Consider the following 20,810-nt stretch of genomic DNA (forward strand, 5'->3'; position numbering starts at 1 on the left):
GGTCTGACGGCCCGTTGGGCAGGACAGCAGCGGCCGTCTTGACGTCCCCGGTCGCGGGTGGGGGTGAAATAGCAGCAGCCGCGTACTCGCGTCAGCCACCTTGCCCGCCTCGACCTCTCCCTCGCCGCGCGACCGAGTAAAGCCAGCAGGATCGTCACCAGCCGCAAACGGCGGCGATCAGTCCTTGGGTTTGGCCGGACGCGGCAGCTCAGCCGTGTTGGTCGCCTCGGCGAGCGCCTGGCGGCCGCCCTTCAGCTCGGGCACGTAGTTGTAGACGGTGTTGCGGGAGACGCCGAGCAGCTTCGCGATCGAGGTCACGGTGCTCTCGGGCGGGTGAGCAGGTCGCGGGCGTAACGTACTTGCTCCGGCGTCATGGCCGGCGGGCGACCGAGCCTGGCGTGGCGGGCGCGGGCGGCGTCCAGGCCCTCGTTGGTGCCCTGCACGATGAGTTCGCGGATGAACTCCACCAGGGCGGCGAAGACGTGGAAGACCAGGCGCCCGCCGGGCGTGGTGGGCTCTCAACGGCAGCTGCATTCCCGGATGTCGGGATTTCGATGGCCCGCTGCCGCCCGGGGAGTGGGGATTGTGCGCCACCAGCGTGCTGTCGGCCCGCGGGCTCAGACGAGGGCGGCGACCAGCAGGGTGAAGGCGGCGATGATGACGGCGACGCGGACGTAGTGGAAGCGGTCCCAGCGGTTCATCTGCTCCTTCCAGTCGGCGGGCCGGTTGTCAGCGGTCCACGTCTTGCCCCGGTTGTTGATCGGGACGAGCAGCAGGATCGACATGACCACGCTGAGAATCAGCAGCGCGCCGGCGGTGACGACGAGTCCGGCGCCGTCGTGGTGCCATCCGGCGATGGCCCAGACCGCGACGAGGACGAGCGAGCCGATGTACCAGACCGGCATCACGGCGCCGAGCATCCGGCCCCCGTGGCTGCGGCCGAGCTGGGCGCTGTCGTCGGGGAGGGCGTTGAAGATTGGGTTGATGACGAAGGCGACGGAGAACTCCACTCCCACCATCAGGCCGACGATCACGGTGGTGACGATCTCAAGCGCGCTGAGCATGACTGCCCCTCCTGGAATCTAGTGTTGCTAGATGATGAGGCAAAGCTAGTACTGCTGCCGCTTGCTTGTCTAGCGGTGCTAGGATCGAGTCATGTCGGTACAGGAACGCAAGGACCGCGAACGGGCCGTCCGCGAGCGCCTCATCGTGGCGACGGCCCGCGAACTCGCCGAGCAGCAGGGCTGGGACGCGGTCACCACCCGCCGGCTCGCCGAGCGCATCGAGTACAGCCAGCCCGTCCTCTACAGCCACTTCCGCGGCAAGCGCGAGATCATCGGCGCCGTCGCCCTGGAGGGTGCCGCCGAGATGGCCGCGGCGCTGCGGGCCGCGGCCTCCGCCGCGGACGGCCCGCGCGCCCGGGTCACCGCCCTCGCCCGCGCCTACCTCGACTTCGCCGAGCGCAATCCGGCGGTCTACGACGCCATGTTCCAGCTCGACGGCGGCCTGGCGTTCGCGGACGAGGAGACCCCGGAGCCGCTGAAGGACGCCTTCGCCGCCCTGCTGGAGACTCTCGGTGAGGTTGCCGGGGAAGGCGTCCACCCGGCACTGTTCACCGAGGTGTTCTGGGCGGCCCTGCACGGGCTGGCGACCCTGACCCGGGCGGGACGGCTGCCCACAGGGGACGCCGAGCGGAGAGCGGAGCTGCTGGTGGACCGGCTGGCCGTGGTCTGACGCGTCGTACGGCCGGGCAGCGGGGGTCTTCGGGCCCGGCTGCCTGCCCGCGGCATCGCTTCCGGTCACTCGCGCCCACACGGCGCAGCCGCAGATCGCCGGGCCCTGTACCCCAGACGGGGCACCCGCCCCGGAAGCTGCGGTGTTCATTGATCACGACCCGATACGCGCCCTAGTTGTATTGCCCTGTGATGTTGGGGACGCGGCTGGCCAGGCACAGGCGGCCCGTCTCGGTCAGGGGTGCATTACGGTGGGGCACGAGGGCCTTCTGATCGTCCGGTGGAGATGTCGCAATCCACACCGAACCCGGAAGGCCCTCACTCGTTCAAGATCACCCAGCCGTGATCACTGTCACCAACCTCTGTGGACAGAACACCTAGATAAAGCCGGCGGCCCAGATATGCCCCGAGGTCGTCGAGCGGGCTTACGCCGACTTTGCCGCCCTCCAGGCCCAGGAGGTTTGCTCCAGCCCGCGAGCGAGAAGCGTTGAGCAGGGGATACCGGCTACGGCTTGTACACGTACGGGGTCGTGGTGCTCAGAGCGGCGAAGCCGAGCCGCTGCAGGATCGGGCGGCTCTGGTCGGAGGCGTCCACCTGCAGGTAGCGGTAGCCGTGCTCGGCGGCGATCTTGGCGCGGTGCGCAACCAGCGCCCGGTAGATCCCCCGGCCGCGCCAGGCGGGTACGGTGCCGCCGCCCCAGAGGCTGGCGAACTCGGTGCCCGGGTGTAGTTCCATCCGCGCCCCGCAGACCGGCATGTCGCCGGCCATCGCGACGACCATGCTGACCGTCCCCCGGCTCTCGGCCAGCATGTCGAGCAGACTCGGCCGCAGCCAGTCCGCAGTCGTCTCGAACGCCCCCTCGTGCGCGGACAGCATGAGCTCCACGTCGGCCGGGGTGGTCACCGGGTGCAGCCGGACACCCTCGGGCAGTCCGCCGCCATCGGGCAGGTCGGCGATCCGGGCGATCATCAGGGCCTCGTCGGGCTCAGCCTCGAACCCGGCCGCCAGCAGCAGCTCGCCGAGATCCTCCGGCTGGTCGTGCGAGTAGAGCTTCCACTCGAACTCACGGCCCAGCTCGGTGAAGTACTGCACTTGCTCGGCGATCGCCGGCTGCGCCGTGGCCTGGTCCAGGCCGGACCAGACGACCGCGCTCCAGCCGCCCTCGACGCCGACCTGCCGCACCACCTTGCCGACCCGCTCGACCCGGGCGCCGGGCGCGTCGGCGAGGGTATCCCGCCTCATCTGACGGTCGAAGAGGGCGAGTACTTCGGAAGTATCCATCCGCGCATTTCAGCACAGGCGAGAGGGCTCACCAAGCGGATTCCCGCCGCCCGCGCCCGCGGCGCCCGACTCCGACGACGGTCGGGCCGTGAACCCGCATCTGCGGATCTTGCTCACCATTCGGTCGATTGATGAGCATTGGCACTCGTCGCCTGCTCCCGACAGGCGACGAGGTTGTTGTGGCGGATAGTGAGGGTGGCAGGGTGGTCGGCGGGCACCAACACCCGCAGCGTGTGTTCGAGCAGTTCGGCAGTCACGGCTGTGGCTTCGACTACGTCTCCGCCTCCCCGCGCAACCGGGCAAGGACGAGGCAGGCCTCGAGGGTCTGGGGGTGATCGGGGCCGAGCACCCGCTGCATGTCCTCCAGCACCTTGGCGGTCGCGGCGGCGGCTCCAGCCACATCCCCCGCCAGCCCCCGCCAGAGGGCGACCTCAAGGCGGGCGGCGAGGGTCTGGGGGTGGTCGGGGCCCAGCACCCGCTGCATGTGCTCCAGCACCTTGGCGGTCGCGGCGGCGGCTCCAGCCGCGTCCCCCGCCTGCCCCCGCCAGAAGCCGACCTCCTTGCAGGCGGCAAGGGTGTTGGGGTGGTCGGGGCCCAGCACCCGCTGCATGTGCTCCGCCACTTTGGCGAGCGCGGCGGCGGCTCCGGCCGCATCCCCCGCCTCCCCCCGAATCCGGGCAAGGCTGAGGCGGGCGTCGAGGGTCTGGGGGTGGTCGGGGCCCAGCACCCGCTGCATGTGCTCCGCCACTTTGGCGAGCGCGGCGGCGGCTCCAGCCACATCCCCCGCCCGTCCCCGCCAGTAAGCGACCTCGTGGCAGGCGGCCAGGGTGTCGGGGTGGTCGGGCCCCAGCACTCGCTCGTGGTCGGCGACCAGTTCGGCGAGCGAGGCGGCGGCTCCGGCCGCATCCCCCGCCAGCCCCTGAGACCGGGCGAGGCGGTGGCGGGCAGCGAGGGTGCTGGGGTGGTCGGGGCCCAGCACCCGATGCATGTGCTCCGCCATTCCGGGGGACGCGTCGGCGGCTCCGAGAGTATCCCCTGCTTCTCCCCGAAACCGGGCAAGGCCGGCGCGGGCGAGGAGGGTTTGGGGGTGGTCGGACCCCAGCACCCGCTCGTGGTCAGCGACCAGTTCGGCGAGCGAGGCGGCGGCTCCGGCCGCATCCCCCGCCCGTCCCCGCCAGTAGGCGACCTCGTAGCGGGCGGCCAGGGTGTCGGGGTGGTCGGGCCCCAGCACTCGCTCGTGGTCAGCGACCAGTTCGGCGAGCGAGGCGGCGGCTCCGGCAGCATCCCCCTCCAGACCCCGAAACCGGGCAAGGCTGAGGCGTGCGGAGAGGGTCTGGGGGTGGTCGGGGCCCAGCACTCGCTGCATGTGCTCCGCCAGTTCGGCGAGCGCGGCGGCGGCTCCGGCAGCATCCCCCTCCAGACCCCTGCCGACAACGTCCTCGTGGCGGGCGGCCAGGGTGTTGGGGTGATCGGGGCCCAGCACCCGCTCGAGGTCAGCGACCAGTTCGGCGGTCGCGGCGGCGGCTCCGGCAGCATCCCCCTCCTGCCCTTGCGAAATCGTGAGCAGTCCGTGCAAGGACGCGTGGTTGCTGCGGGCGAGGAGGGTGGCGGGGTGGTCGGGGCCCAGCACCCGCTCCAGGTCAGCGACCACTGCGGCGGTCGCGGCAGCGGCTCCGGCCGTATCCCCCCGTCCCGCCCAGGTTGCAAGTTCAGTGCGGGCGGCCAGGGTGTCGGGGTGGTCGGGGCCCAGCACCCGCTCCAGGTCAGCGACCAGTTCGGCGAGCGCGGCGGCGGCTCCGGCAGCATCCCCCGCCCGTCCCCGCAAGGTTGCAAGGACTCGGCGTGCAACGAGGGTGGCGGGGGCGTTGGGGCCCCACACCCGCTTCATCCGCTTCAGCAGTCCGGCGGACGCGGCGGCGGCACCGGCTAGGTCCCCCGCCTCCCCCCGAGACCGAACGAGGTGGTAGCGGACCATGAGGGTGGCGGGGTGCTTGGGACCCAGCTGCCGCTCCATGTGCTCCAGCAGTTCGGCGAACGCGGCGGCGGCTCCGGCAGCATCCCCCGCCCGTTCCCGCCAGAAGGCAAGGTTGCTGCGAGCCGCGAAAGCGTCGAGATGGTCCTTGCCCAGGCTGCGATGCGTGCTGCTGGCCAGGTGCTGGAAGTGGTCGATAGCAGCCGCAACCTGGCCGGTTTCACCCAGGCTTTGTCCGATTCGGAAGAACACCTCGTGTGCTCCGCCGGCCTCGTACAGGGCGTCTTCGGCGTGGCGGGTGAGCGCTTCGGTATTGGCGCGCAGGGCTTGAGCGAATACGGTGTCGCGTTCGATTTCGGGCCAGGCATCGGTGAGGGAGTCCGCGGCGGCGCGTGCGACCCGGCCCCGCTGGTCGGAGAGGAGATCATCACGGGTGGCGCGTTGGATGAGCTGGTGGACCCGGACGGCCTGGTGGGGGGTGTCGGGGCTACGGTCGATAAGGCTGAGGCGGTGCAGGGCCGACAGGGCGCCTTCGGCTTCGTCAGCTGTGACCTGATCGGGCTTCTGCTGCCTCCTCCACGGCTGTCGCCATCGTCGGCCATGCGTGCGGCCGGTATCTGGTGGCCAGGTGCGGTGTTTGGTGAGGTGGTCAAGGGCGGGCTGGCCGGCAAGGACGGCTGTGGGGATGCCGTTGGGGTCGAGCATCGCGGTGAGCTGGAGCATGGGACGTGCCAGGCCCGCCGGGCGGAGTTGGTCGGCGCGTTCGATGGACAGCGACCAGGTAGCTGCCACGGTGGTGGTCTGGTCGTCGGGCAGCATGCCGGACTCGGGCAGCAGGTCGGCCAGCTTCCTCATCCGGTCTGCGAGCATCCGGCGGTACTCGGCGCAGGCCAGTGTGGTGTCGATGAGGTAGGCGGCGGCCTGGGCGAGGGCAAGGGGCAGGTGCCCCAGGTCGGCGGCAAGGCTGCGGATCTGATCGGCGGGTTCGGTGCGTCCATGGGCTGCGAGCACGGCAGTGAGGTAGGCGGCGGCCTCCCAGGGCATGAACAGGCCCACGTGTACCAGGCGCCGGCCCGCTCCGGTCAGGGCAGCGTCGCGGCGGCGGGTGCTGACCAGGGTGCGGCCGCGCGGACTGTTCGGCGGCCACAGGCCGCGCAGGTCGGCTGGGTCGGCAAGATCGTCAAGCACCACCATCCACCGGCACGGCTTCGTTCCGGCCTTGGGCTCCAGCCAGGCCAGGAACTCCCGCGTGGCCTTTTCGGGGTCCGTGGGATCAGCTCCCAGCACCTCCACACCGGCCTGCGCGTACCCGTCTGTAATCGCCGACCGACTGCTGGCGCTGATCCACACCAGCACATCCACACTGTCGGTGTCCCATGCGGTGCGGGCGTAGTCGGCGGCCAGCTGCGTCTTGCCCACCCCACCGGTACCGGTCAGCACCTGACTGAGCACCGCAGTACCCCCGCCGTCGACCGCTGTCCGTAGCTGGTCGACCTCGGCCCGGTGCTGGAAGGACAAGGCACGCGGCGGCAACACGCCGACTTGATGCGGCCAGGCGGCCGGTGTGCGCGGGGCGGCCTGCTGCACAAAGTTGCCGATCGCCAGGTACCCGGTGTTGGCCAGGCCGCCCTCACTGGCGGTGGCGGCCCCCGTATGGCTCACATGTACCGGGCCGGTGGCCCCTGGGTCAGGTCCGGTGTAGCCGGATACCGCCGTGGCGCCGTCGCTGGCGGTGGCATCACCGGTCTCCGTGGCGGCTACCGACGGTCCAGGCGTTGCATCTGTGGTCTTGGGACCAGCACCGGAGTCACCGTCCGGGTCGGGGCGGCGATTGAGCCATTTCACCATCAGGCGGAGCTCCTCCCTCATACTGGGCCGTCCCGGCCCGGTCAGCTGTAGTCGACACCTGTACTTGCGCTGCTGTCAGGCCCCTCAGCAGTGGCGTCCCCGGTTCGCTCCACCCGAATCACCCCGCTCCCGGCATCGTGCGGGCGTCGTACGCCGGTGGACGCGCGGCCTCCACCGGTAGCCTTGGCCTTCCCGGTATCGACCACCGCCACCCCAGGCTGTGGGGTGGCTGAGGACTGCGACAGCGCCCAGACCAGGGCGGCAATACCGGTGGCACCCTGGACTGAGGCGGCAACCAGCTGGCCGGTATCCGGGCTGTCCAGCAGCCAGAAGAACGGCGTCGACACGGTCAACACGACCGCGACCACCACGACCGTGATCTTCCTACGTTGCGACACACCCACTCGCCCCCTCCCCGCAGCCGACGACGCGCGCCCTCAGCGGCATGGATGAACTTCAACCGTTAGCACAGGACGCCTCCGCACAACCACCGGTTCCCCGCAATCGTGTTGGAACCGCAGTCCCCGCCGCCGACCGGCACAGGTGGCAGGGTTCGGAACGGACCCGCTACCGCTTTGCCCGCATAGGCGGAGACTCCGCCTTCTCCCGGTCCCGGGGCGGGGTCGGCTGGTCATCCAGCGGGGCCCGAGGGCCGGGCACGGTGGCCGCAGCGAAGTTGAGACGGGCATCCATGTCGAGGTTGACGGGCCCTGACCCCGGGTTTTGGACACCGGAGAGACTTGGATCGTGATGGTCCAGGAGAACGGAGTCAGGCCGCGCCGGTCGGCGAGGGCGAGGAGGTCGGCCCACTCCGGTTCATCGAGGACGTCCTGAAGCATGAGGGTGTTCACGTATTCTCTGAACTTACTTCCAGAAGGCTGATCAGGCACTGGCAGGCGCCCTACGGGACCGGCCGGTGGGATGTCATGGGCTGGACGGTGGCAGGTGGAGTGCTTCGGGGTCGAGGTCCAGGCGCATCATGCGACGCATGGTGTTGAAGGCGTCGAACCACGCTTGGTTATCGCGCTTGAGCTCATCCCAACTGCTATACGTCTGTCCGGCGTTCAACCTGTTTGTCAGGTCGCGCATGCCACGCATGGTTTGGTCGGATAGAGCGACGACGTTCGGCGGAGCGGTGATGGATACCTGGTAGCGCAGCTCGTATACACCGCCGTTCCGATAGGCGAGGCTCGCCAAGCGTGCGCGCTCCGGCCACGCATCGTCGCTGTCGATCACGGCCGCGCGGATCTCGTTCCATGACTGTGCTACGGCCGCAAGGTAGGCGGCATATAACTCTCGTTTGATCATGGTTTGACGCGTCGCCTGTTCTCGGCGCCATCTTGACCGGTCGGCCAGAGAAGTGGCGCCCACGCCGATGAGTGCGCCCGTAACGGTGCCGACGATTGCTCCCCAGTCCATGCTCGCAGAGTAGGAGCCACAGCCCGGGAGGAACAGGCTTGGGTGAGAGTGGCCTACCTGAGGAGTCAACTGACTCAACGTTCTCTGAAGGCCGCCGCGCCCGCGGTTGAAGGTCACGTCAGGTTCTCCGCGGCTGTGACGGTGTGGCCGGCGATGTCGCGAAATGAAGGAATGCCGAGGTTCACGGTGGTGGCCCGACGGTCACGTTCGCCGAGTTCGGCGAGCTTCTGCCGGGCCCCGGCTAGGCTCACTTTGAGTCCTTCGACTTCGCCGAGCCAGCCCTCCCGTTTGGCTTCAGTGATGCGGTCGAGCAGGTTGTCGCGGATCTCCATGATGCGGCCAGCCTGTCCGGGATCAGGGCGGAGGAGGCTGCATCGCAGGCAGCTGTGCTCGTGGGCACAGTTGGTTCCGTAGGCGCGTCCGCAGTCGCCCAGGGCGACCCTGCGGCGTTCGAAGTGGCCGAGGAAGTCGTTCCATTCCTCGTCGGTGGGAGTCCGGTACTCCTCGCTGGGTCGAGCGGTGCGGCGGCGGGCAATGAAGGCCCGGTGGCCGTTGATGACCTCCTCGGGATAGATCGCCTTGTATCCCATGGTGGTGTTGATATCCCGGTGGCCGACCACGAGTTGGGTGATGTGGGGCGGCATCCCGTTCATGATCGCGTCCGTGATGAACAGCCTGCGGAAGTCGTGGGGAGTGAAGGTCAGTGGCCGGTTGGCGACGTCGGTGAGGCCAGTGTGGGCGAGTGCCTCGGTGAGCACCTTTCTGATGCCGGAAAACGGGATGGGCCGGTTCTCCACTCCGGCGCGCCGTTGGAACAGCAGCGGCATCGGCGGGTTCCAGACGCGTTCGTGGCTGTCGTAGGACACCACGAGCGGGACTGCGCCGGTGGCATCACGGATGCGGCTGATGATCGCGCTGAGCACGTCGGCGAGCTCGGGGCTGATGACGAGCAGGCGTTCGGCGTCAGTCTTGGACGGGGCGATGTGGAGGAGCGGGATGAGCTCGCCGGTGCCCGGCAGCCGGTACTGGACAAGGCCCTGATGGGAGAGTTCGGTCAGCTCCTCGATGCGGATTCCGGTGTGCCGGAGGACTTCGACGATCGCCCAGGACCAGAACGCCCGGTGTTCCTCCAGGGTGAGGTCACGGCGGCGTCCGGTCTCGGGGTCGTCAGCCCAGACCTTGGCGGCCGGATTCTTGGTAACCGGCCGGTGCCAGGTCTGGCCGGCCGCTGTGAAGTCGGACCCCGGACTGGCGGCCCGGGCCGCCTTCAGCCGCTCGGCTGCCAGCCTGCGCTCGGTGTCGACCGTCTGCACCAGGACCGGCAGAACAGGCAGCCGTTCGCGGGTCCGCTGATCCATGCGGGACTTGCGGCCGGAGCGTTCCTTTCGGCGCGACATCTCCTCTTCCCGGATCGGGCAGGGAGCCGCCCAGATGCCCCAGCGGGCGGGGTCGTCCATCGCCCACTGGCCGAGATCGAGGTAGAAGGCCCGGACCATGGCCACGTAGTTGATGCCCCGATCGGCGCGCGGGGTGTCCGTCTCGACGCTCTGACCGTTGGCGGTCTTGCCACGGGTCTTCTTCATCGCGATCCGCTGCTTCCACGCGGCCGCGATGTCGGGCGTCAGACGTAGTGAGTCGATTCCCGGGTGATGGTTCTCCAGGTCTTTCCAGAACAGCTTGCCCAAGCCGAACGCCACGGCCCGCAACGAGGCGTAGTCGAGGGAGGGCCTGCGCTCGCGCAGGTAGTCGACGAGGAGGTCGCGCATGGGGCGGCAGACGATGTCATAGCGGTCGATCATATGCTCGACGCTGATCTGTCCCTGGTTCTTGGGGTTGAAGATACGGACGGTCGGCAGGGCAGCGTCCGGGAAGACGCCCGTCGCGTGCAGCAGCTGGTAGAAGTACACGCTCGTGTCCGCCGAGCGGCCGCCGATGCCCGGAAGCAGGGCCGCCAGTTCAAGACAGTCCCCGACGGTGATGTCGCTGACCATGCCGCCCTTGGCGGCCATCATCGTGGCGATCCGGCGCAACGCGCCATCCTTTGTATGGGAGTTGGCAGGGTCTTCCCGGCAGAGGGCAGCCAGAGCCATGAAGCCCTGCGGGTCGCGGCTGCGGGCCATCTCGGCGGTCAGGATCTGCACTGTTCCGGGAGTCAGCAGCCACGACAGGCTGGGGCGGATGACGTCACCGCTGATCAGCGGCAGCATTCCGCTGCCCAGGGCGTCGAAGTCCTTCTTCGGGTCCTGGTAGGACCAGCCGGTGGACTGGAGCCACCCGGTCGCCAATCGCCGCCAGGCGATGTTGCCGACCGCGTCTGCGCCGCTGGCCATCCACCGGTCCTGCCAGGTCTGTCCGGGGTACTGCTCCAGCCACGCCAGGATCTTGGTCATGCCGGTCTTGCGCCGGGCCTGAGATGCCGAAGATTCAAGGACGAACGGCGACGCGAGCATCTGTTCCATCACCTGCTCGCGCGACTGCTCGGTCGCCTTCCGGCTCTGCTCAGGTCTGCGGGGCGGAAAGCTCTTCAGCATCGCCGCCATCTCAGGGCTGTACTGCCGCTGCGGGGAACGTGCTGTGGTCAGCGCCTGAGTAGTCACGCGGTGCCCTCCCCGAACAGGACGTTCAACGCCTCCGGCCGATACGACACCGCCGAAGAGATCCCCGCTGTTCCGGTTGCCGGTGATACCCCTGCCGCCCTGCGGGCGTGGTGGGCGAGCACTCCCGCGATCACGTCCTCGGGGAGCGGGTTCAGGTATAGCTGAGTGGTGGACAAATGCGCATGACCAAGAACCCACTGCACGTCCGTGATCGGCATGTCGGGGTCACGGGCCATCCGGTAGGCCGCGGTGTGCCGCAGGTCGTGCAGGGACCAGTTGGCCCCCAGCGCCGCGTTCGCGCGGCGGAACATCCGATACGCGGCGTGATAAGCCAGCTGACGGAACGGCCGCCGCAGCGTCCACCACAGCGGATCATCGCCACCTGCGGGGACCAGGCCGTGCATCTGCGCCTGATAAAGCCTCAACCAGACGAACGCATCCGGCGAGGCCGGCACCTGCTGGATCGCCCGCGTGCCCTTCCGAACTACCGTGATCAGCTGCTGACCGGGATCGGCATCGCCGTACTGAGCTCCGAGCAGCTCTGATGCCCGCGCCCCCGAGGACACCCAAAAGGCCACGAGTGCCCGGTCCCGGTGCGATCCCAGCTGAGCGAACAGCTCGTTGAACTTCTCGTCGGGGATACTGCGCGGAACTCGCTGAACATGCCGAGGCCGATAGAGTCCCGTCCGCTCATTGCGGTAGAGGTCCATCGGATTGTGGTGGGCATGAGCCCGGGCACCACGACGGGCCAGCGGAAACGGGTCGACCATCGGCCCCGACCCGGCATCGCGGTGGAAGTCGTAGAAGCCGCGCAGCACACTCTCGCTGTGACCACGTGTGGCCGATGCGTAGGTGCGGGCCGGCCCCGTCTTTCCCGTCACCGGGTTCGGTCCTTTCGCGGCGACCATGGCCCCCGTCCGCCCCGGCTTGTCGCTGATCTGGATCCAGCGGGAGAAGTCCCGGGCCTCGTCCCGGGTCGCCTGATCCCAGGGGATCTCGATCGCCCACAGGAACCGGAACCAGCGCAGCAGATCCATCCCGTACGAACGTTGCGTCGTCGCAGGCCGTCCGATCGCCTGGAGGTCCCTCATGTACACCGCGACTGGCTCAACCACTTCGCCCGTCGGATCAAGCAGCCTGTACGGCTCCCACACATCGCCGGTCTCCGCGAGTGAACCGACCCGCGGTACGACCAGCCACCTCAGATCCCGGCCTTGCCCGTCTCTCTCGATCATGATTCGGGACCGTAGCCACCTGTAGACGGCGCTGTCGCCTGAACTGGGCAAACCCTCCTGGTAGTTCAGTCAACAGGTAGACCAGGGCCGATCGCAAGATCCGTAGGCATAGCACGAACATCTCCTGTTCATCGCGCCGGTTCGAGGCGATCTCGCCGCCCTTGCCGTAGGCGATCACGCTGTTCGCGCCGTTGGAGGACTCCATGACGTTCAGGCCCTCCTCGATCTCCCGCTGAAGGCCCCTCAGCCGCAGGTAGCGGGCCACGAAGATGGTCTCTGCGCCCGGCCAACCTCCAGCATCGCCGCGTAGGCGGGGTGGGAGGCATTACGGGTGAAGCGCCGCAGGATCGCCTCGGTGGACGCGGTGCGGGTCCGGATCGCGGTCGCGTACTTGATCATCTGGTCGTACTGCTGGGCGATGAGTTCCCAGCGGATTGGGCGTACGGGCCACAACAGTCGTCGATCGTCCTCGCGGGGCTTCACACACCGCAGCCGTACGGCCCCGGACTCACCCACACGGGTGACGCCTACGCAAGATCACCGCCGTTTGCGGCTGGTGACGATCCTGCTGGCTTATTCCGTACCCAGCGGGTCTGACGGCCCGTTGGGCAGGACAGCAGCGGCCGTCTTGACGTCCCCGGTCGCGGGTGGGGGTGAAATAGCAGCAGCCGCGTACTCGCGTCAGCCACCTTGCCCGCCTCGACCTCTCCCTCGCCGCGTGACCGAGTAAAGCCAGCAGGATCGGTGACAGGGGTTTCTTACCGGCACCCCATCTCGCATGCTGGACGTCATTGCAGGTGGATGGATCCGGATCGGGGGCTCGTACGTCCATTCCTCGACGTCGAAGCACGAGCGACGGAGGTGGCAGTGCGGTGGCCGGATTTCGGAGTCTTGCGAGACAGGCGCGCGACCCTCGGGGCGACCTGGCGCTGCGGCGGTATTCGCTGCGCAAGTGCCTGGAGCGGTTCGCCCCTTACGGGCATCGGGCGACCTGGGATCATCTGTGCACCCGGCACGGGATCGGGCCCGAGGACCGGTCCCCCGATCCGGTGCGGCTGATGCGCGCGCTGGACGAGCTGGAGGCGGCGCGGGCCGTCTGGCTCGGTTACGAGGCGGGGTTCGCCGAGCGCCGCAGGCGGGAGAAGCACGACGGGCTGCGCAGGCCCGGCGCGTTCGACGACTGGCACCGGCGCACCGGGGGCGGGTACGGGATCGCCCGCTGCGCGGACCCGGAGGTGCACCCCTCGGCCCCGCTCGCCGAGGTCCTCGGCCGGCTGATCGCCGCCCTGGAGTCGGAGCCCGGCACGGCCTGCCCGGTGTGCGCGGGGACGGAGATCGTCTGGGCGTCGGAGCTGGGGTGCGAGCCGTGGTCGGGGCCTCTCTGCACGGGGTGCGGAATCCTGGTGCCGCAGCCGGTGCTCACGCCGGGGGCGCTGGCGAAGGCCCGGAGCGAACGGCGCCGGGATCTGGCATCGGCGGCGTGAGGGGCGGGCGCCATCGGCGCTCGCACCGCGCGGGGCGTCCGGCGCCCGCGCCCTTCGGCCGCGCCCCGCGGCCGAAGGGCAACCGGCGGGCCCCCGGACCCACCGGCCGTCGGCCTACTGGCAGTCGGCCGACGGTCGCTCCGGCATCAGCCGCGAGCCGCTGATCCGCTGACCGGAGACGTCGTTCGGATTGGAGAGCACGCAGTTCTCCAGCGACAGGCAACCGCAGCCGATGCAGTCGGTGAGATGGTCCCGCAGCCGCCCCAACTGCTCGATGCGCTCGTCCAGTTCGGAGCGCCAGGTGGCGGAGAGCCGCGCCCAGTCGTCGCGGTTGGGGGTGCGCTCCTCCGGGAGTTCGGCGAGGGCGTCCCGGATGGTGGCGAGCGGGATCCCGACCCGCTGCGCCGCGCGGACGAACGCGACCCTGCGCAGCGCGTCCCGGCTGTAGCGGCGCTGGTTGCCGCTGGTGCGACGGCTGCTGATCAGGCCCTTGGCCTCGTAGAAGTGCAGGGCCGAGACAGCGGCGCCGCTGCGCGCGGAGAGCTGACCGACCGTGAGTTCCTGGAGTGTCTGTGGGATCTGGGGCACTCCTCCAACCCTACTTGGCCTCCCCGGGCGGTCCGTCGTTGACAGGAACCGCACCGCCAACCATTCTGAGCAAGCGCTTAGAAAGGCGTTGTTACGGCCGAGAGCGGGAAGGGCAGGGACCAGGGACATGGCAGAGCCGAGGATCTTCACGTCCGCGCAGGAGCTGCGCGACGGGGTGGGCGAGCAGTTGGGGCCCAGCGAGTGGCTGGAGGTGGGCCAGAAGCGGATCGACCTCTTCGCCGACGCCACCGGTGACCACCAGTGGATCCATGTGGACCCGGAGCGGGCCGCGACCGGCCCGTTCGGCACGACGATCGCACACGGCTACCTCACGCTGTCGCTGCTGCCGGCGCTCGTCCCGCAGATCATGCGGGTCGAGGGCATGAAGATGGGCATCAACTACGGGACGAACAAGGTCCGCTTCCCGTCCACCGTGCCCGTGGGTTCCCGGCTGCGCGCGACAGCCGTGCTGACGAGCGTCGAGGAGGCCGGCGGCGGCGTGCAGGTCACCGCAGTCGTCACGGTCGAGCGCGAGGGCGGCGACAAGCCGGTGTGCGTGGCCGAGTCGGTGTCGCGCTACTACTTCTGACGGCGCCCCGGCGCTACCGCTGGGCAGCGACCATGCGCAGCACGAGGTCGGCGTACAGCTCGCCGACCTCGTCCGGCGTCCGGCTGCCCTGCGCGTTGAACCAGCGCGCCACATCGATGCAGAGCGAGAGCACCGCGAGCGTGGTGCCCGGGATGTCGGGTACGTCGAACTCCCCGTCCCGCACGCCCTCGCTGATGATCCGGCGCACCACCGCGTCGCTCCTGCGGCGCAGCTCGACGATCTCGGCGCGGTGCTCCTCGCCGAGGGCGTCGAGTTCGTACTGGACCACGCGGGCCGTGGTGTGCCGTTCGGCGTGCCAGCGGACGAAGGACCGTACGGCCTCGGCCAGCCGCTCGGCCGCCGTGCCGCCGCCGTCGGCCGCGGCCTCCAGGACGAACAGGGCGCGGTCGTGGCCGATCCGGCTGATCCGGTGGAGCAGTTCTTCCTTGGTCTTGTAGTGGATGTAGAGCGCGGCGGGGCTCATTCCCGCCCGGCCGGCGATGTCACGGGTGGTGGTGGCGTGGTACCCGCGCTCGGCGAAGGCTTCGACGGCTGCGACGAGGAGCCGCCTGGCCGCCTCGGGCGTCACCTCGGCCCACGGCGCACTGCCGCCGTCGGTCTCCTCCGCCGCGCTCATCGTCACTCGCCCCTCTCGTCAGCAGGACGAACACCATACCCCGAACCTGAGCAAGCGCTTAGGGTCCGTCCGGCGGGACCGTCAGACCTTCTGGAAGGGATCGTGCTCGGCGAGGATCTTCTCCAGCCGGGCCTGGTCGACCCGGCTGACGATCTGCCCCGCCTCCTGCCGGTCACGGATGACCTTGGCCAGGGTGAAGCAGGAGGTGACGAGATAGAGGACGCCGATCGCGAGGAACCCGCGGACCCAGGCGTCGGCGTCCAGGAAGTAGATACCGAGAGTCATCGCGGCCATCGCCACCCCGAAGGACGCGACGGCCTGGCCGTAGAAGGCCGCGGTGCTCTGCTGCTTGACCGATGCTGTCTCACTCATGGCGCCCAGCATCGGCCCACGCGGTGTGCACCACATCCGTCCCCGTACTCAGTCCGGTACTCAGACTCCCGTTCGAGCAGCGACACAGCGGTCAGAAGGCGGAGACCCCCGTGAGCGCGCGGCCGATGATGAGCTTCTGGATCTGGCTGGTGCCCTCGTACAGCGTCATCACGCGGGCGTCCCGCAGCAGCTTGCCGACCGGGTACTCGTCGATGTAGCCGTAGCCGCCGAAGACCTGGAGGGCGTTGTTGGCGGCGCGGACGGCGGCCTCGGAGGCGAAGAGCTTCGCCTGGGACGCGGCGGTGGCGAAGTCCTCGCCGCGGTCGATGAGGTCGGCCACCCGCCAGGTCAGCAGCCGGGCCGCGTCGACGTCCACGGAGATGTCGCTGATGAGTTCCTGGACGAGCTGGTAGCTCGCGATGGGCTTGCCGAACTGCTCGCGCTCGCCCGCGTAGCCCACGGCGGCGTCGAGGGCGGCCTGCGCGATGCCGACGCAGCCGGCCGCGACCGACATCCGGCCCTTGGCCAGGGCGGACATGGCGATCGAGAAGCCCTTGCCCACCGGGCCCAGGAGCGTGGAGGCGGGGACGCGGACGTCCTGAAGGACCAGCTCGGCGGTGGCCTGGCCGCGCAGACCGAGCTTGCCGTGGATGGTGCGACGGCCGAGACCGGGGGTGTCGGTGGGGACCAGGAAGGCGGATATGCCCCGGTGGCCGGGGGTGTCCTCGGTACGGGCGAAGAGCAGCACCACATCGGCCCAGGTGCCGTTGGTGATGAACATCTTGCTGCCGTTGATGACGTAGGTGTCACCGTCCCGGACGGCCTTCGTCGTCAGGTTCCCGGCGTCCGAACCGGTGCCGGGCTCGGTGAGGCCGAAGCAGCCGATCGCCTCGCCGGCGGTGAGCCTCGGCAGCCAGTGCCGCTTCTGCTCCTCGTCGCCCCAGGCCGCGATCGTCTTGGTGACCAGGCCGAGAGATACGGAGACGATGCCGCGGACCGAGGAGTCGCCGCGTCCGAGCTCCTCGGTGACCAGGCAGTAGGCGAGGTGGTCGCCGCCCGAGCCGCCGTACTCCTCAGGGACGGTCAGTCCGAGGAAGCCGACGGAACCCAGCTTCTTCACGATCGACTTGTCGATGTTCTCGGCCCGGTCCCATGCCACGACGTGGGGGGCGATCTCCCGGGCGACGAAGTCCTTGGCGAGCTGCCGGGCGGCTTCCTGCTCCTCGCTGAGCTCCAGGTTCACCCTTCGACTCCCCACCTTTAATTAGCACTGCTAGTTTTTCGTTCGCAGGCCCTACTATGTGCCGCATGGCCCGACCGCGCAAGCCCCTCCTCAGCAGAGACCGCATCGTCGAGGCGGCAAGCGCACTCGTGGACTCCGAGGGGCTCGACGCCGTCTCCACCCGCCGGCTCGCCGCCGAACTCGGGGTCAGCGGGCCCTCGCTCTACAACCACTTCCGCAACAAGGACGAGATCCTGGACGCGGTCGCGGACGCCGTGTCCGCCCAGGTCGATCTGTCGATGTTCGACGAGTCGGACGCCCGTGACTGGCGCGCCGCCCTGCACGACTGGGCCGTCTCCTATCGTGCGGCGCTCGCCGAGCACCCGCACATCGTCCCGGTGCTCGCCCAGGGACCGGGTCGCCGCCCGGCCGGCCTGCGGGTCGCCGACGCGGTCTTCGGCGCGATGGTCAGGGCCGGCTGGCCGCCCGCCCAGGCGACGTACATCGGGGCCCTGATGCGCTACTTCATCACCGGCTCGGCCCTCGGTTCGTTCGCCCGCGGCTTCGTGGACGACGAGACGGCGTACGACCCCGCCGACTACCCGAACCTCGGCCAGGCCCATCTGCTGGCCGACCGCCGCCAGAAGGTCGACGAGGGAGCGTTCGAGACCGGGCTGCGGGCACTCGTCGACGGTCTCTCGCTCCAGTACGAGCAGTTGGAGCGCGGGCAGCTGCCGCCCGCCGGGACGGTTCGGCCGGCGCCGAAGCGTTCCTGACGCATCCTGGAACACATGGCACGCATGGCACACCCCGACCCGGCCGCGCCCCGGCTCGCCGCCCTGGCCGCGCTTCTCGCCGACGAGACCCGCGCGGCCTTCTGCCTGGCCCTGCTCGACGGCCGCGCCTGGACCGCGGGCGAGCTGGCCCGCTACGCCTCGGTGGCGCCGTCCACCGCCAGCGAACACCTCGGCAAGCTCGTCGCGGGCGGGCTGCTGGCCGAGGAGCGGCAGGGCCGCCACCGCTATCTGCGGCTCGCCGGTGAACGGGCGGCGCACCTCGTGGAGGATCTGGCCGCCCAGGTCGTCACCGACGCCGTGCCCGAGCGGCCGCGCACACTGCGCGCGGCGAGCGCCGGGAGCGCGCTGACTCGCGGCCGTACCTGTTACGACCATCTCGCGGGCCGGATCGGCATCGCGATCGCCGATGCCATGACCGTACGGGGGCTGCTGGAGCAGGACGCCGGCTTCGCGCTCACCGACGACGGCATCGGCTGGTTCGGCGGGCTGGGCATCGCTCTGGAGTCGAGGTCGCGGCGTCCGCTCGTACGGAGCTGTCTGGACTGGACGGAGCGCAGACCGCACCTGGCAGGGGTCGCGGGCGCGGCGCTGTGCCGGTACGCGCTGGATGCGCGGTGGTGCGTACGGATCGGGTCCGGGCGTGCGGTGAAGGCTACCGCGGAGGGGGAACGGGCGCTGTACGAGCACCTCGGCATCGAGCCGGATTCAATTCGGTAGGTGCCGAACGGTCGCGGCCCTACGGTCGGGGACATGACGACGACACCCGCCCCGGCGGCGACCCCCTCGGCACATCGTGACTGGCGGGCCCCCGCCGCGGCCTGCACCACCGTGGTGCTGTGGGCCTCCGCCTTTGTCTCCATCCGCAGCGCCGGCGAGGCCTACTCGCCCGGTGCGCTCGCGCTCGGCCGGCTGCTCACGGGCTCCGTGGCGCTCGGCGCACTCCTGCTGCTGCGGCGCGAGGGGCTGCCGTCGCGGGCCGCCTGGCCGGGGATCATCAAGTCCGGACTGCTGTGGTTCGGCCTGTACATGGTGCTCCTCAACTGGGGTGAGCAGCAGGTCGACGCGGGCACGGCCGCGATGGTGGTGAACATCGGTCCGCTCCTGATCGCGCTGCTCGGGGCCCGGATGCTCGGTGAGGGGCTGCCCGGCAGGCTGGTGGCGGGCATGGCCGTGTCGTTCGCGGGCGCCGTCGTCGTCGGACTCTCCATATCGGGGCACGGGAACGCGTCGGTGCCCGGTGTGGTGCTCTGTCTGCTCGCGGCGGTGGCGTACGCCGCCGGGGTGGTCGGGCAGAAGCCCGCGTTGCGGCACGGCTCCGCGCTGCAGATCACCACGTTCGGCTGCCTGGTCGGTGCCGTCGCGTGTCTGCCGTTCTCCGGCGCGCTGATCTCCGACGCCGCCGCCGCGCCGCTGTCCGCCACCCTCAACATGGTCTACCTGGGCCTCTTCCCGACCGCGCTGGCCTTCACCACCTGGGCCTACGCGCTCGCCCGGACCACAGCGGGACGGATGGGCGCCACCACTTATGCCGTGCCGGCGTTGGTGGTGCTGATGTCCTGGCTGCTGCTGGACGAGGTGCCCGCGCCGCTCGCCGTGGGCGGAGGTCTGCTCTGTCTGGCCGGGGTGGCGGTCTCCCGTGCGCGTACGCAGACTGGCCCGACGCGGAAAATTCCGGCACAGCCGGTGGAGGGACGCCGACATGATGCGGAGCGCCAAGGAACCGAGCGGCCGTAGGAAGGCGATGAAGCAGTCGGCCGGGCCCGGGAAGCCGCGCCGGACGCCCTCACGGAGGCGGCGCGCTACGGCGGCTCCGGGCTCGACGGCTTCGCCGTGGCCGACAGCGGTGGCCTCCCGGCTCTTCGAACGGGGCGAGATGGACGCCCGGCTGCTGACCACGGAGCGGGCGCAGCCTGGGCCGATGGCCTGACCGTGTCCAGTGACGACCCGGCTCAGAACACCACGAGTGAGCGGCCTCCCTTGCCCGCGATCATGTTGTCGAAGGCCGCCGGGATGCCGTCCAGCGCGATCCGTTCGGTGACCATCATGGAGAGGTCGAACCTGCCCGCCCGGATGTGCTCGGCGAGGACCGGCAGGTCGCGGGCCGGGTCGCTGTTCCCGTACACACAGCCCGTCAGCGAGCGGCCCCAGTGGAAGATCTCCAGGGCGTTGAAGGTGATCAGTTGGTCCTTGCCGCCGATGCCGACGACCGTGGTGCGGCCGCCGCGGCGGGTGGCGTCCCAGGCGCCGCGGATGGTGGCGGGCCGGCCGACGCACTCGATCGCGACGTCGGCGCCCTGGCCGCCGGTGAGTTTGCGGATCGCGCGCGGGGTGGTGTCGGAGGCGATCACGTAGTCGGTGGCGCCCGCCTGCCGGGCCAGTTCCTCCTTCTCGGGGGACACGTCGACGGCGATGATCTTCGCGGCGCCCGCGATCCGGGCGGACTGAAGCGCCGCGAGGCCGACGCCGCCGATGCCGAACACGACGACGGACTCGCCGGGGCGCACCCGGGCGCTGTGGTGGACCGCGCCGTATCCGGTGAGGACCGCGCAGCCGAGCAGCGCGGCGTCGGTGAGCGGGATGCCGTCCGGGGCGGGCAGAACGCAGTTCGCGGCGACGACGGTCTCCTGCGCGAACGCGGCCACGTTCAGCCCGGGGTGGAGTTCGGTGCCGTCGGCGGTGCGGGCGTGGATGCCCCCGGCGCCCGTCAGCGCGTTGACGCAGAGCCAGACCTCGCCGATCCCGCAGTGGTGGCAACTTCCGCAGGAGGGTGCCCAGTTGAGTACGACGCCGTCGCCGGGCGCGACGTGGGTGACGCCCTCGCCGACCGCGACGACGGTGCCCGCGCCCTCATGTCCGAGGACGGCGGGGACGGGCACCCGCATGGTGCCGTCGGACAGGGAGAGGTCGGAGTGGCAGACGCCCGCGGCGGCGAGAGCGACCCTCACCCGGCCGGGGCCGGGCTCCGGGAGTTCGATGTCGGTGATCTCCAGGGGAGCTCCGACGGCGGGCAGTACGGCGGCGCGGACCACGAACAG

Annotated in this window: 21 protein-coding genes and 1 pseudogene; 6 read left to right on the forward strand and 16 right to left on the reverse strand. The window is 70.1% G+C overall.

Annotation, left to right across the window (positions count from 1 at the left end; all coding sequences use genetic code 11):
• Positions 1 to 177 precede the first annotated feature (177 nt).
• The 3 genes from OH735_RS07090 to OH735_RS07100 all read right to left on the reverse strand — a co-directional run bounded on the left by OH735_RS07090 (position 178) and on the right by OH735_RS07100 (position 1,064).
• Entirely contained in the window at positions 178 to 318 is a 141-nt protein-coding gene (locus OH735_RS07090) for a hypothetical protein (protein WP_406380401.1), read from the reverse strand.
• On the reverse strand, positions 315 to 467 hold the full coding sequence (locus tag OH735_RS07095; RefSeq protein WP_406380403.1) for a hypothetical protein: 153 nt from the start codon (positions 465 to 467) through the stop codon (positions 315 to 317). The genes OH735_RS07090 and OH735_RS07095 overlap by 4 nt, the downstream gene beginning before the upstream one ends.
• Before the next feature lie 150 nt (positions 468 to 617).
• Positions 618 to 1,064 carry an anthrone oxygenase family protein gene (locus tag OH735_RS07100; protein ID WP_406380404.1) on the reverse strand — a complete coding sequence of 149 codons (447 nt, stop codon included), beginning with the start codon at positions 1,062 to 1,064 and terminating at the stop codon, positions 618 to 620.
• 91 nt (positions 1,065 to 1,155) lie between these two features.
• On the opposite strand from OH735_RS07100, the gene OH735_RS07105 reads away from it, so the two are divergent.
• Positions 1,156 to 1,734, forward strand: coding sequence for a TetR/AcrR family transcriptional regulator (locus OH735_RS07105; protein WP_406380406.1), 579 nt, complete (start codon positions 1,156 to 1,158; stop codon positions 1,732 to 1,734).
• 504 nt (positions 1,735 to 2,238) lie between these two features.
• On the opposite strand, the gene OH735_RS07110 is transcribed toward OH735_RS07105, so the two are convergent.
• From OH735_RS07110 to OH735_RS07145, 8 genes and pseudogenes are all read right to left on the reverse strand, one after another.
• Positions 2,239 to 3,015 (reverse strand): GNAT family N-acetyltransferase, encoded by a 777-nt coding sequence (locus OH735_RS07110; RefSeq protein ID WP_406380408.1) that lies wholly within the window; start codon positions 3,013 to 3,015, stop codon positions 2,239 to 2,241.
• Between the two features lie 113 nt (positions 3,016 to 3,128).
• Positions 3,129 to 3,272, reverse strand: a complete 144-nt coding sequence (locus tag OH735_RS07115) for a hypothetical protein (RefSeq protein WP_406380409.1) — start codon at positions 3,270 to 3,272, stop codon at positions 3,129 to 3,131.
• Positions 3,273 to 3,286: 14 nt separating this feature from the next.
• The gene (locus OH735_RS07120) at positions 3,287 to 6,649 is read right to left on the reverse strand and encodes a tetratricopeptide repeat protein (protein WP_406380411.1); all 3,363 of its coding nucleotides are present in this window, start codon (positions 6,647 to 6,649) and stop codon (positions 3,287 to 3,289) included.
• A 227-nt stretch (positions 6,650 to 6,876) separates the two neighbouring features.
• Positions 6,877 to 7,206, reverse strand: a complete 330-nt coding sequence (locus tag OH735_RS07125) for a hypothetical protein (RefSeq protein ID WP_406380413.1) — start codon at positions 7,204 to 7,206, stop codon at positions 6,877 to 6,879.
• A 553-nt stretch (positions 7,207 to 7,759) separates the two neighbouring features.
• The gene (locus OH735_RS07130) at positions 7,760 to 8,254 is read right to left on the reverse strand and encodes a hypothetical protein (protein WP_406380415.1); all 495 of its coding nucleotides are present in this window, start codon (positions 8,252 to 8,254) and stop codon (positions 7,760 to 7,762) included.
• Positions 8,255 to 8,367: 113 nt separating this feature from the next.
• Positions 8,368 to 10,851 carry a tyrosine-type recombinase/integrase gene (locus tag OH735_RS07135; protein WP_406380417.1) on the reverse strand — a complete coding sequence of 828 codons (2,484 nt, stop codon included), beginning with the start codon at positions 10,849 to 10,851 and terminating at the stop codon, positions 8,368 to 8,370.
• Positions 10,848 to 12,086, reverse strand: a complete 1,239-nt coding sequence (locus OH735_RS07140) for a tyrosine-type recombinase/integrase (RefSeq protein WP_406380419.1) — start codon at positions 12,084 to 12,086, stop codon at positions 10,848 to 10,850. The genes OH735_RS07135 and OH735_RS07140 overlap by 4 nt, the downstream gene beginning before the upstream one ends.
• A pseudogene (locus OH735_RS07145) lies at positions 11,980 to 12,485 on the reverse strand (Tn3 family transposase). The gene OH735_RS07140 and the pseudogene OH735_RS07145 overlap by 107 nt, the downstream one beginning before the upstream one ends.
• Before the next feature lie 473 nt (positions 12,486 to 12,958).
• Between OH735_RS07145 and OH735_RS07150 the strand changes: the two are divergent.
• Entirely contained in the window at positions 12,959 to 13,570 is a 612-nt protein-coding gene (locus tag OH735_RS07150) for a hypothetical protein (protein WP_406380421.1), read from the forward strand.
• Between the two features lie 114 nt (positions 13,571 to 13,684).
• Here OH735_RS07150 and soxR read toward each other — a convergent pair whose 3' ends face one another.
• Positions 13,685 to 14,158, reverse strand: a complete 474-nt coding sequence (soxR, locus tag OH735_RS07155; RefSeq protein ID WP_406380423.1) for a redox-sensitive transcriptional activator SoxR — start codon at positions 14,156 to 14,158, stop codon at positions 13,685 to 13,687.
• 127 nt (positions 14,159 to 14,285) lie between these two features.
• Here soxR and OH735_RS07160 point away from each other — a divergent pair, with 127 nt between their 5' ends.
• Positions 14,286 to 14,747 (forward strand): MaoC family dehydratase, encoded by a 462-nt coding sequence (locus OH735_RS07160; protein ID WP_406380425.1) that lies wholly within the window; start codon positions 14,286 to 14,288, stop codon positions 14,745 to 14,747.
• Positions 14,748 to 14,760: 13 nt separating this feature from the next.
• Here OH735_RS07160 and OH735_RS07165 read toward each other — a convergent pair whose 3' ends face one another.
• The 3 genes from OH735_RS07165 to OH735_RS07175 form a co-directional block, all read right to left on the reverse strand.
• Positions 14,761 to 15,384 carry a TetR/AcrR family transcriptional regulator gene (locus OH735_RS07165; RefSeq protein WP_406380427.1) on the reverse strand — a complete coding sequence of 208 codons (624 nt, stop codon included), beginning with the start codon at positions 15,382 to 15,384 and terminating at the stop codon, positions 14,761 to 14,763.
• An 81-nt stretch (positions 15,385 to 15,465) separates the two neighbouring features.
• On the reverse strand, positions 15,466 to 15,756 hold the full coding sequence (locus OH735_RS07170; RefSeq protein WP_406380429.1) for a YiaA/YiaB family inner membrane protein: 291 nt from the start codon (positions 15,754 to 15,756) through the stop codon (positions 15,466 to 15,468).
• A gap of 91 nt (positions 15,757 to 15,847) precedes the next feature.
• Entirely contained in the window at positions 15,848 to 16,999 is a 1,152-nt protein-coding gene (locus tag OH735_RS07175; protein ID WP_406380430.1) for an acyl-CoA dehydrogenase family protein, read from the reverse strand.
• Positions 17,000 to 17,064: 65 nt separating this feature from the next.
• Between OH735_RS07175 and OH735_RS07180 the strand changes: the two genes are divergently transcribed.
• Genes OH735_RS07180 through OH735_RS07190 form a run of 3 tightly spaced genes read left to right on the forward strand, consistent with a single transcriptional unit; the run spans position 17,065 to position 19,509 of the window.
• On the forward strand, positions 17,065 to 17,754 hold the full coding sequence (locus OH735_RS07180) for a TetR/AcrR family transcriptional regulator (protein WP_406380431.1): 690 nt from the start codon (positions 17,065 to 17,067) through the stop codon (positions 17,752 to 17,754).
• A 15-nt stretch (positions 17,755 to 17,769) separates the two neighbouring features.
• Positions 17,770 to 18,492, forward strand: coding sequence for an ArsR/SmtB family transcription factor (locus OH735_RS07185; protein ID WP_406380433.1), 723 nt, complete (start codon positions 17,770 to 17,772; stop codon positions 18,490 to 18,492).
• Between the two features lie 33 nt (positions 18,493 to 18,525).
• Positions 18,526 to 19,509 (forward strand): DMT family transporter, encoded by a 984-nt coding sequence (locus tag OH735_RS07190; RefSeq protein ID WP_406380435.1) that lies wholly within the window; start codon positions 18,526 to 18,528, stop codon positions 19,507 to 19,509.
• Positions 19,510 to 19,724: 215 nt separating this feature from the next.
• On the opposite strand, the gene OH735_RS07195 is transcribed toward OH735_RS07190, so the two are convergent.
• Positions 19,725 to 20,804: a Zn-dependent alcohol dehydrogenase gene (locus OH735_RS07195; RefSeq protein WP_406380436.1), complete on the reverse strand. Its 1,080-nt coding sequence runs from the start codon at positions 20,802 to 20,804 to the stop codon at positions 19,725 to 19,727.
• Positions 20,805 to 20,810: the final 6 nt, after the last annotated feature.

It is taken from the genome of Streptomyces sp. NBC_01618, assembly GCF_045209435.1.
Classification (GTDB): domain Bacteria; phylum Actinomycetota; class Actinomycetes; order Streptomycetales; family Streptomycetaceae; genus Streptomyces.

Coding starts and splice junctions, on each gene's coding strand:
- OH735_RS07100 (WP_406380404.1), bottom strand. CDS start 1,064: ATGCTCAGCGCGCTTGAGATCGTCACCACCGTGATCGTCGGCCTGATG.
- OH735_RS07105 (WP_406380406.1), top strand. CDS start 1,156: ATGTCGGTACAGGAACGCAAGGACCGCGAACGGGCCGTCCGCGAGCGC.
- OH735_RS07110 (WP_406380408.1), bottom strand. CDS start 3,015: ATGGATACTTCCGAAGTACTCGCCCTCTTCGACCGTCAGATGAGGCGG.
- OH735_RS07130 (WP_406380415.1), bottom strand. CDS start 8,254: ATGGACTGGGGAGCAATCGTCGGCACCGTTACGGGCGCACTCATCGGC.
- OH735_RS07140 (WP_406380419.1), bottom strand. CDS start 12,086: ATGATCGAGAGAGACGGGCAAGGCCGGGATCTGAGGTGGCTGGTCGTA.
- OH735_RS07160 (WP_406380425.1), top strand. CDS start 14,286: ATGGCAGAGCCGAGGATCTTCACGTCCGCGCAGGAGCTGCGCGACGGG.
- OH735_RS07165 (WP_406380427.1), bottom strand. CDS start 15,384: ATGAGCGCGGCGGAGGAGACCGACGGCGGCAGTGCGCCGTGGGCCGAG.
- OH735_RS07170 (WP_406380429.1), bottom strand. CDS start 15,756: ATGAGTGAGACAGCATCGGTCAAGCAGCAGAGCACCGCGGCCTTCTAC.
- OH735_RS07180 (WP_406380431.1), top strand. CDS start 17,065: ATGGCCCGACCGCGCAAGCCCCTCCTCAGCAGAGACCGCATCGTCGAG.
- OH735_RS07185 (WP_406380433.1), top strand. CDS start 17,770: ATGGCACGCATGGCACACCCCGACCCGGCCGCGCCCCGGCTCGCCGCC.
- OH735_RS07190 (WP_406380435.1), top strand. CDS start 18,526: ATGACGACGACACCCGCCCCGGCGGCGACCCCCTCGGCACATCGTGAC.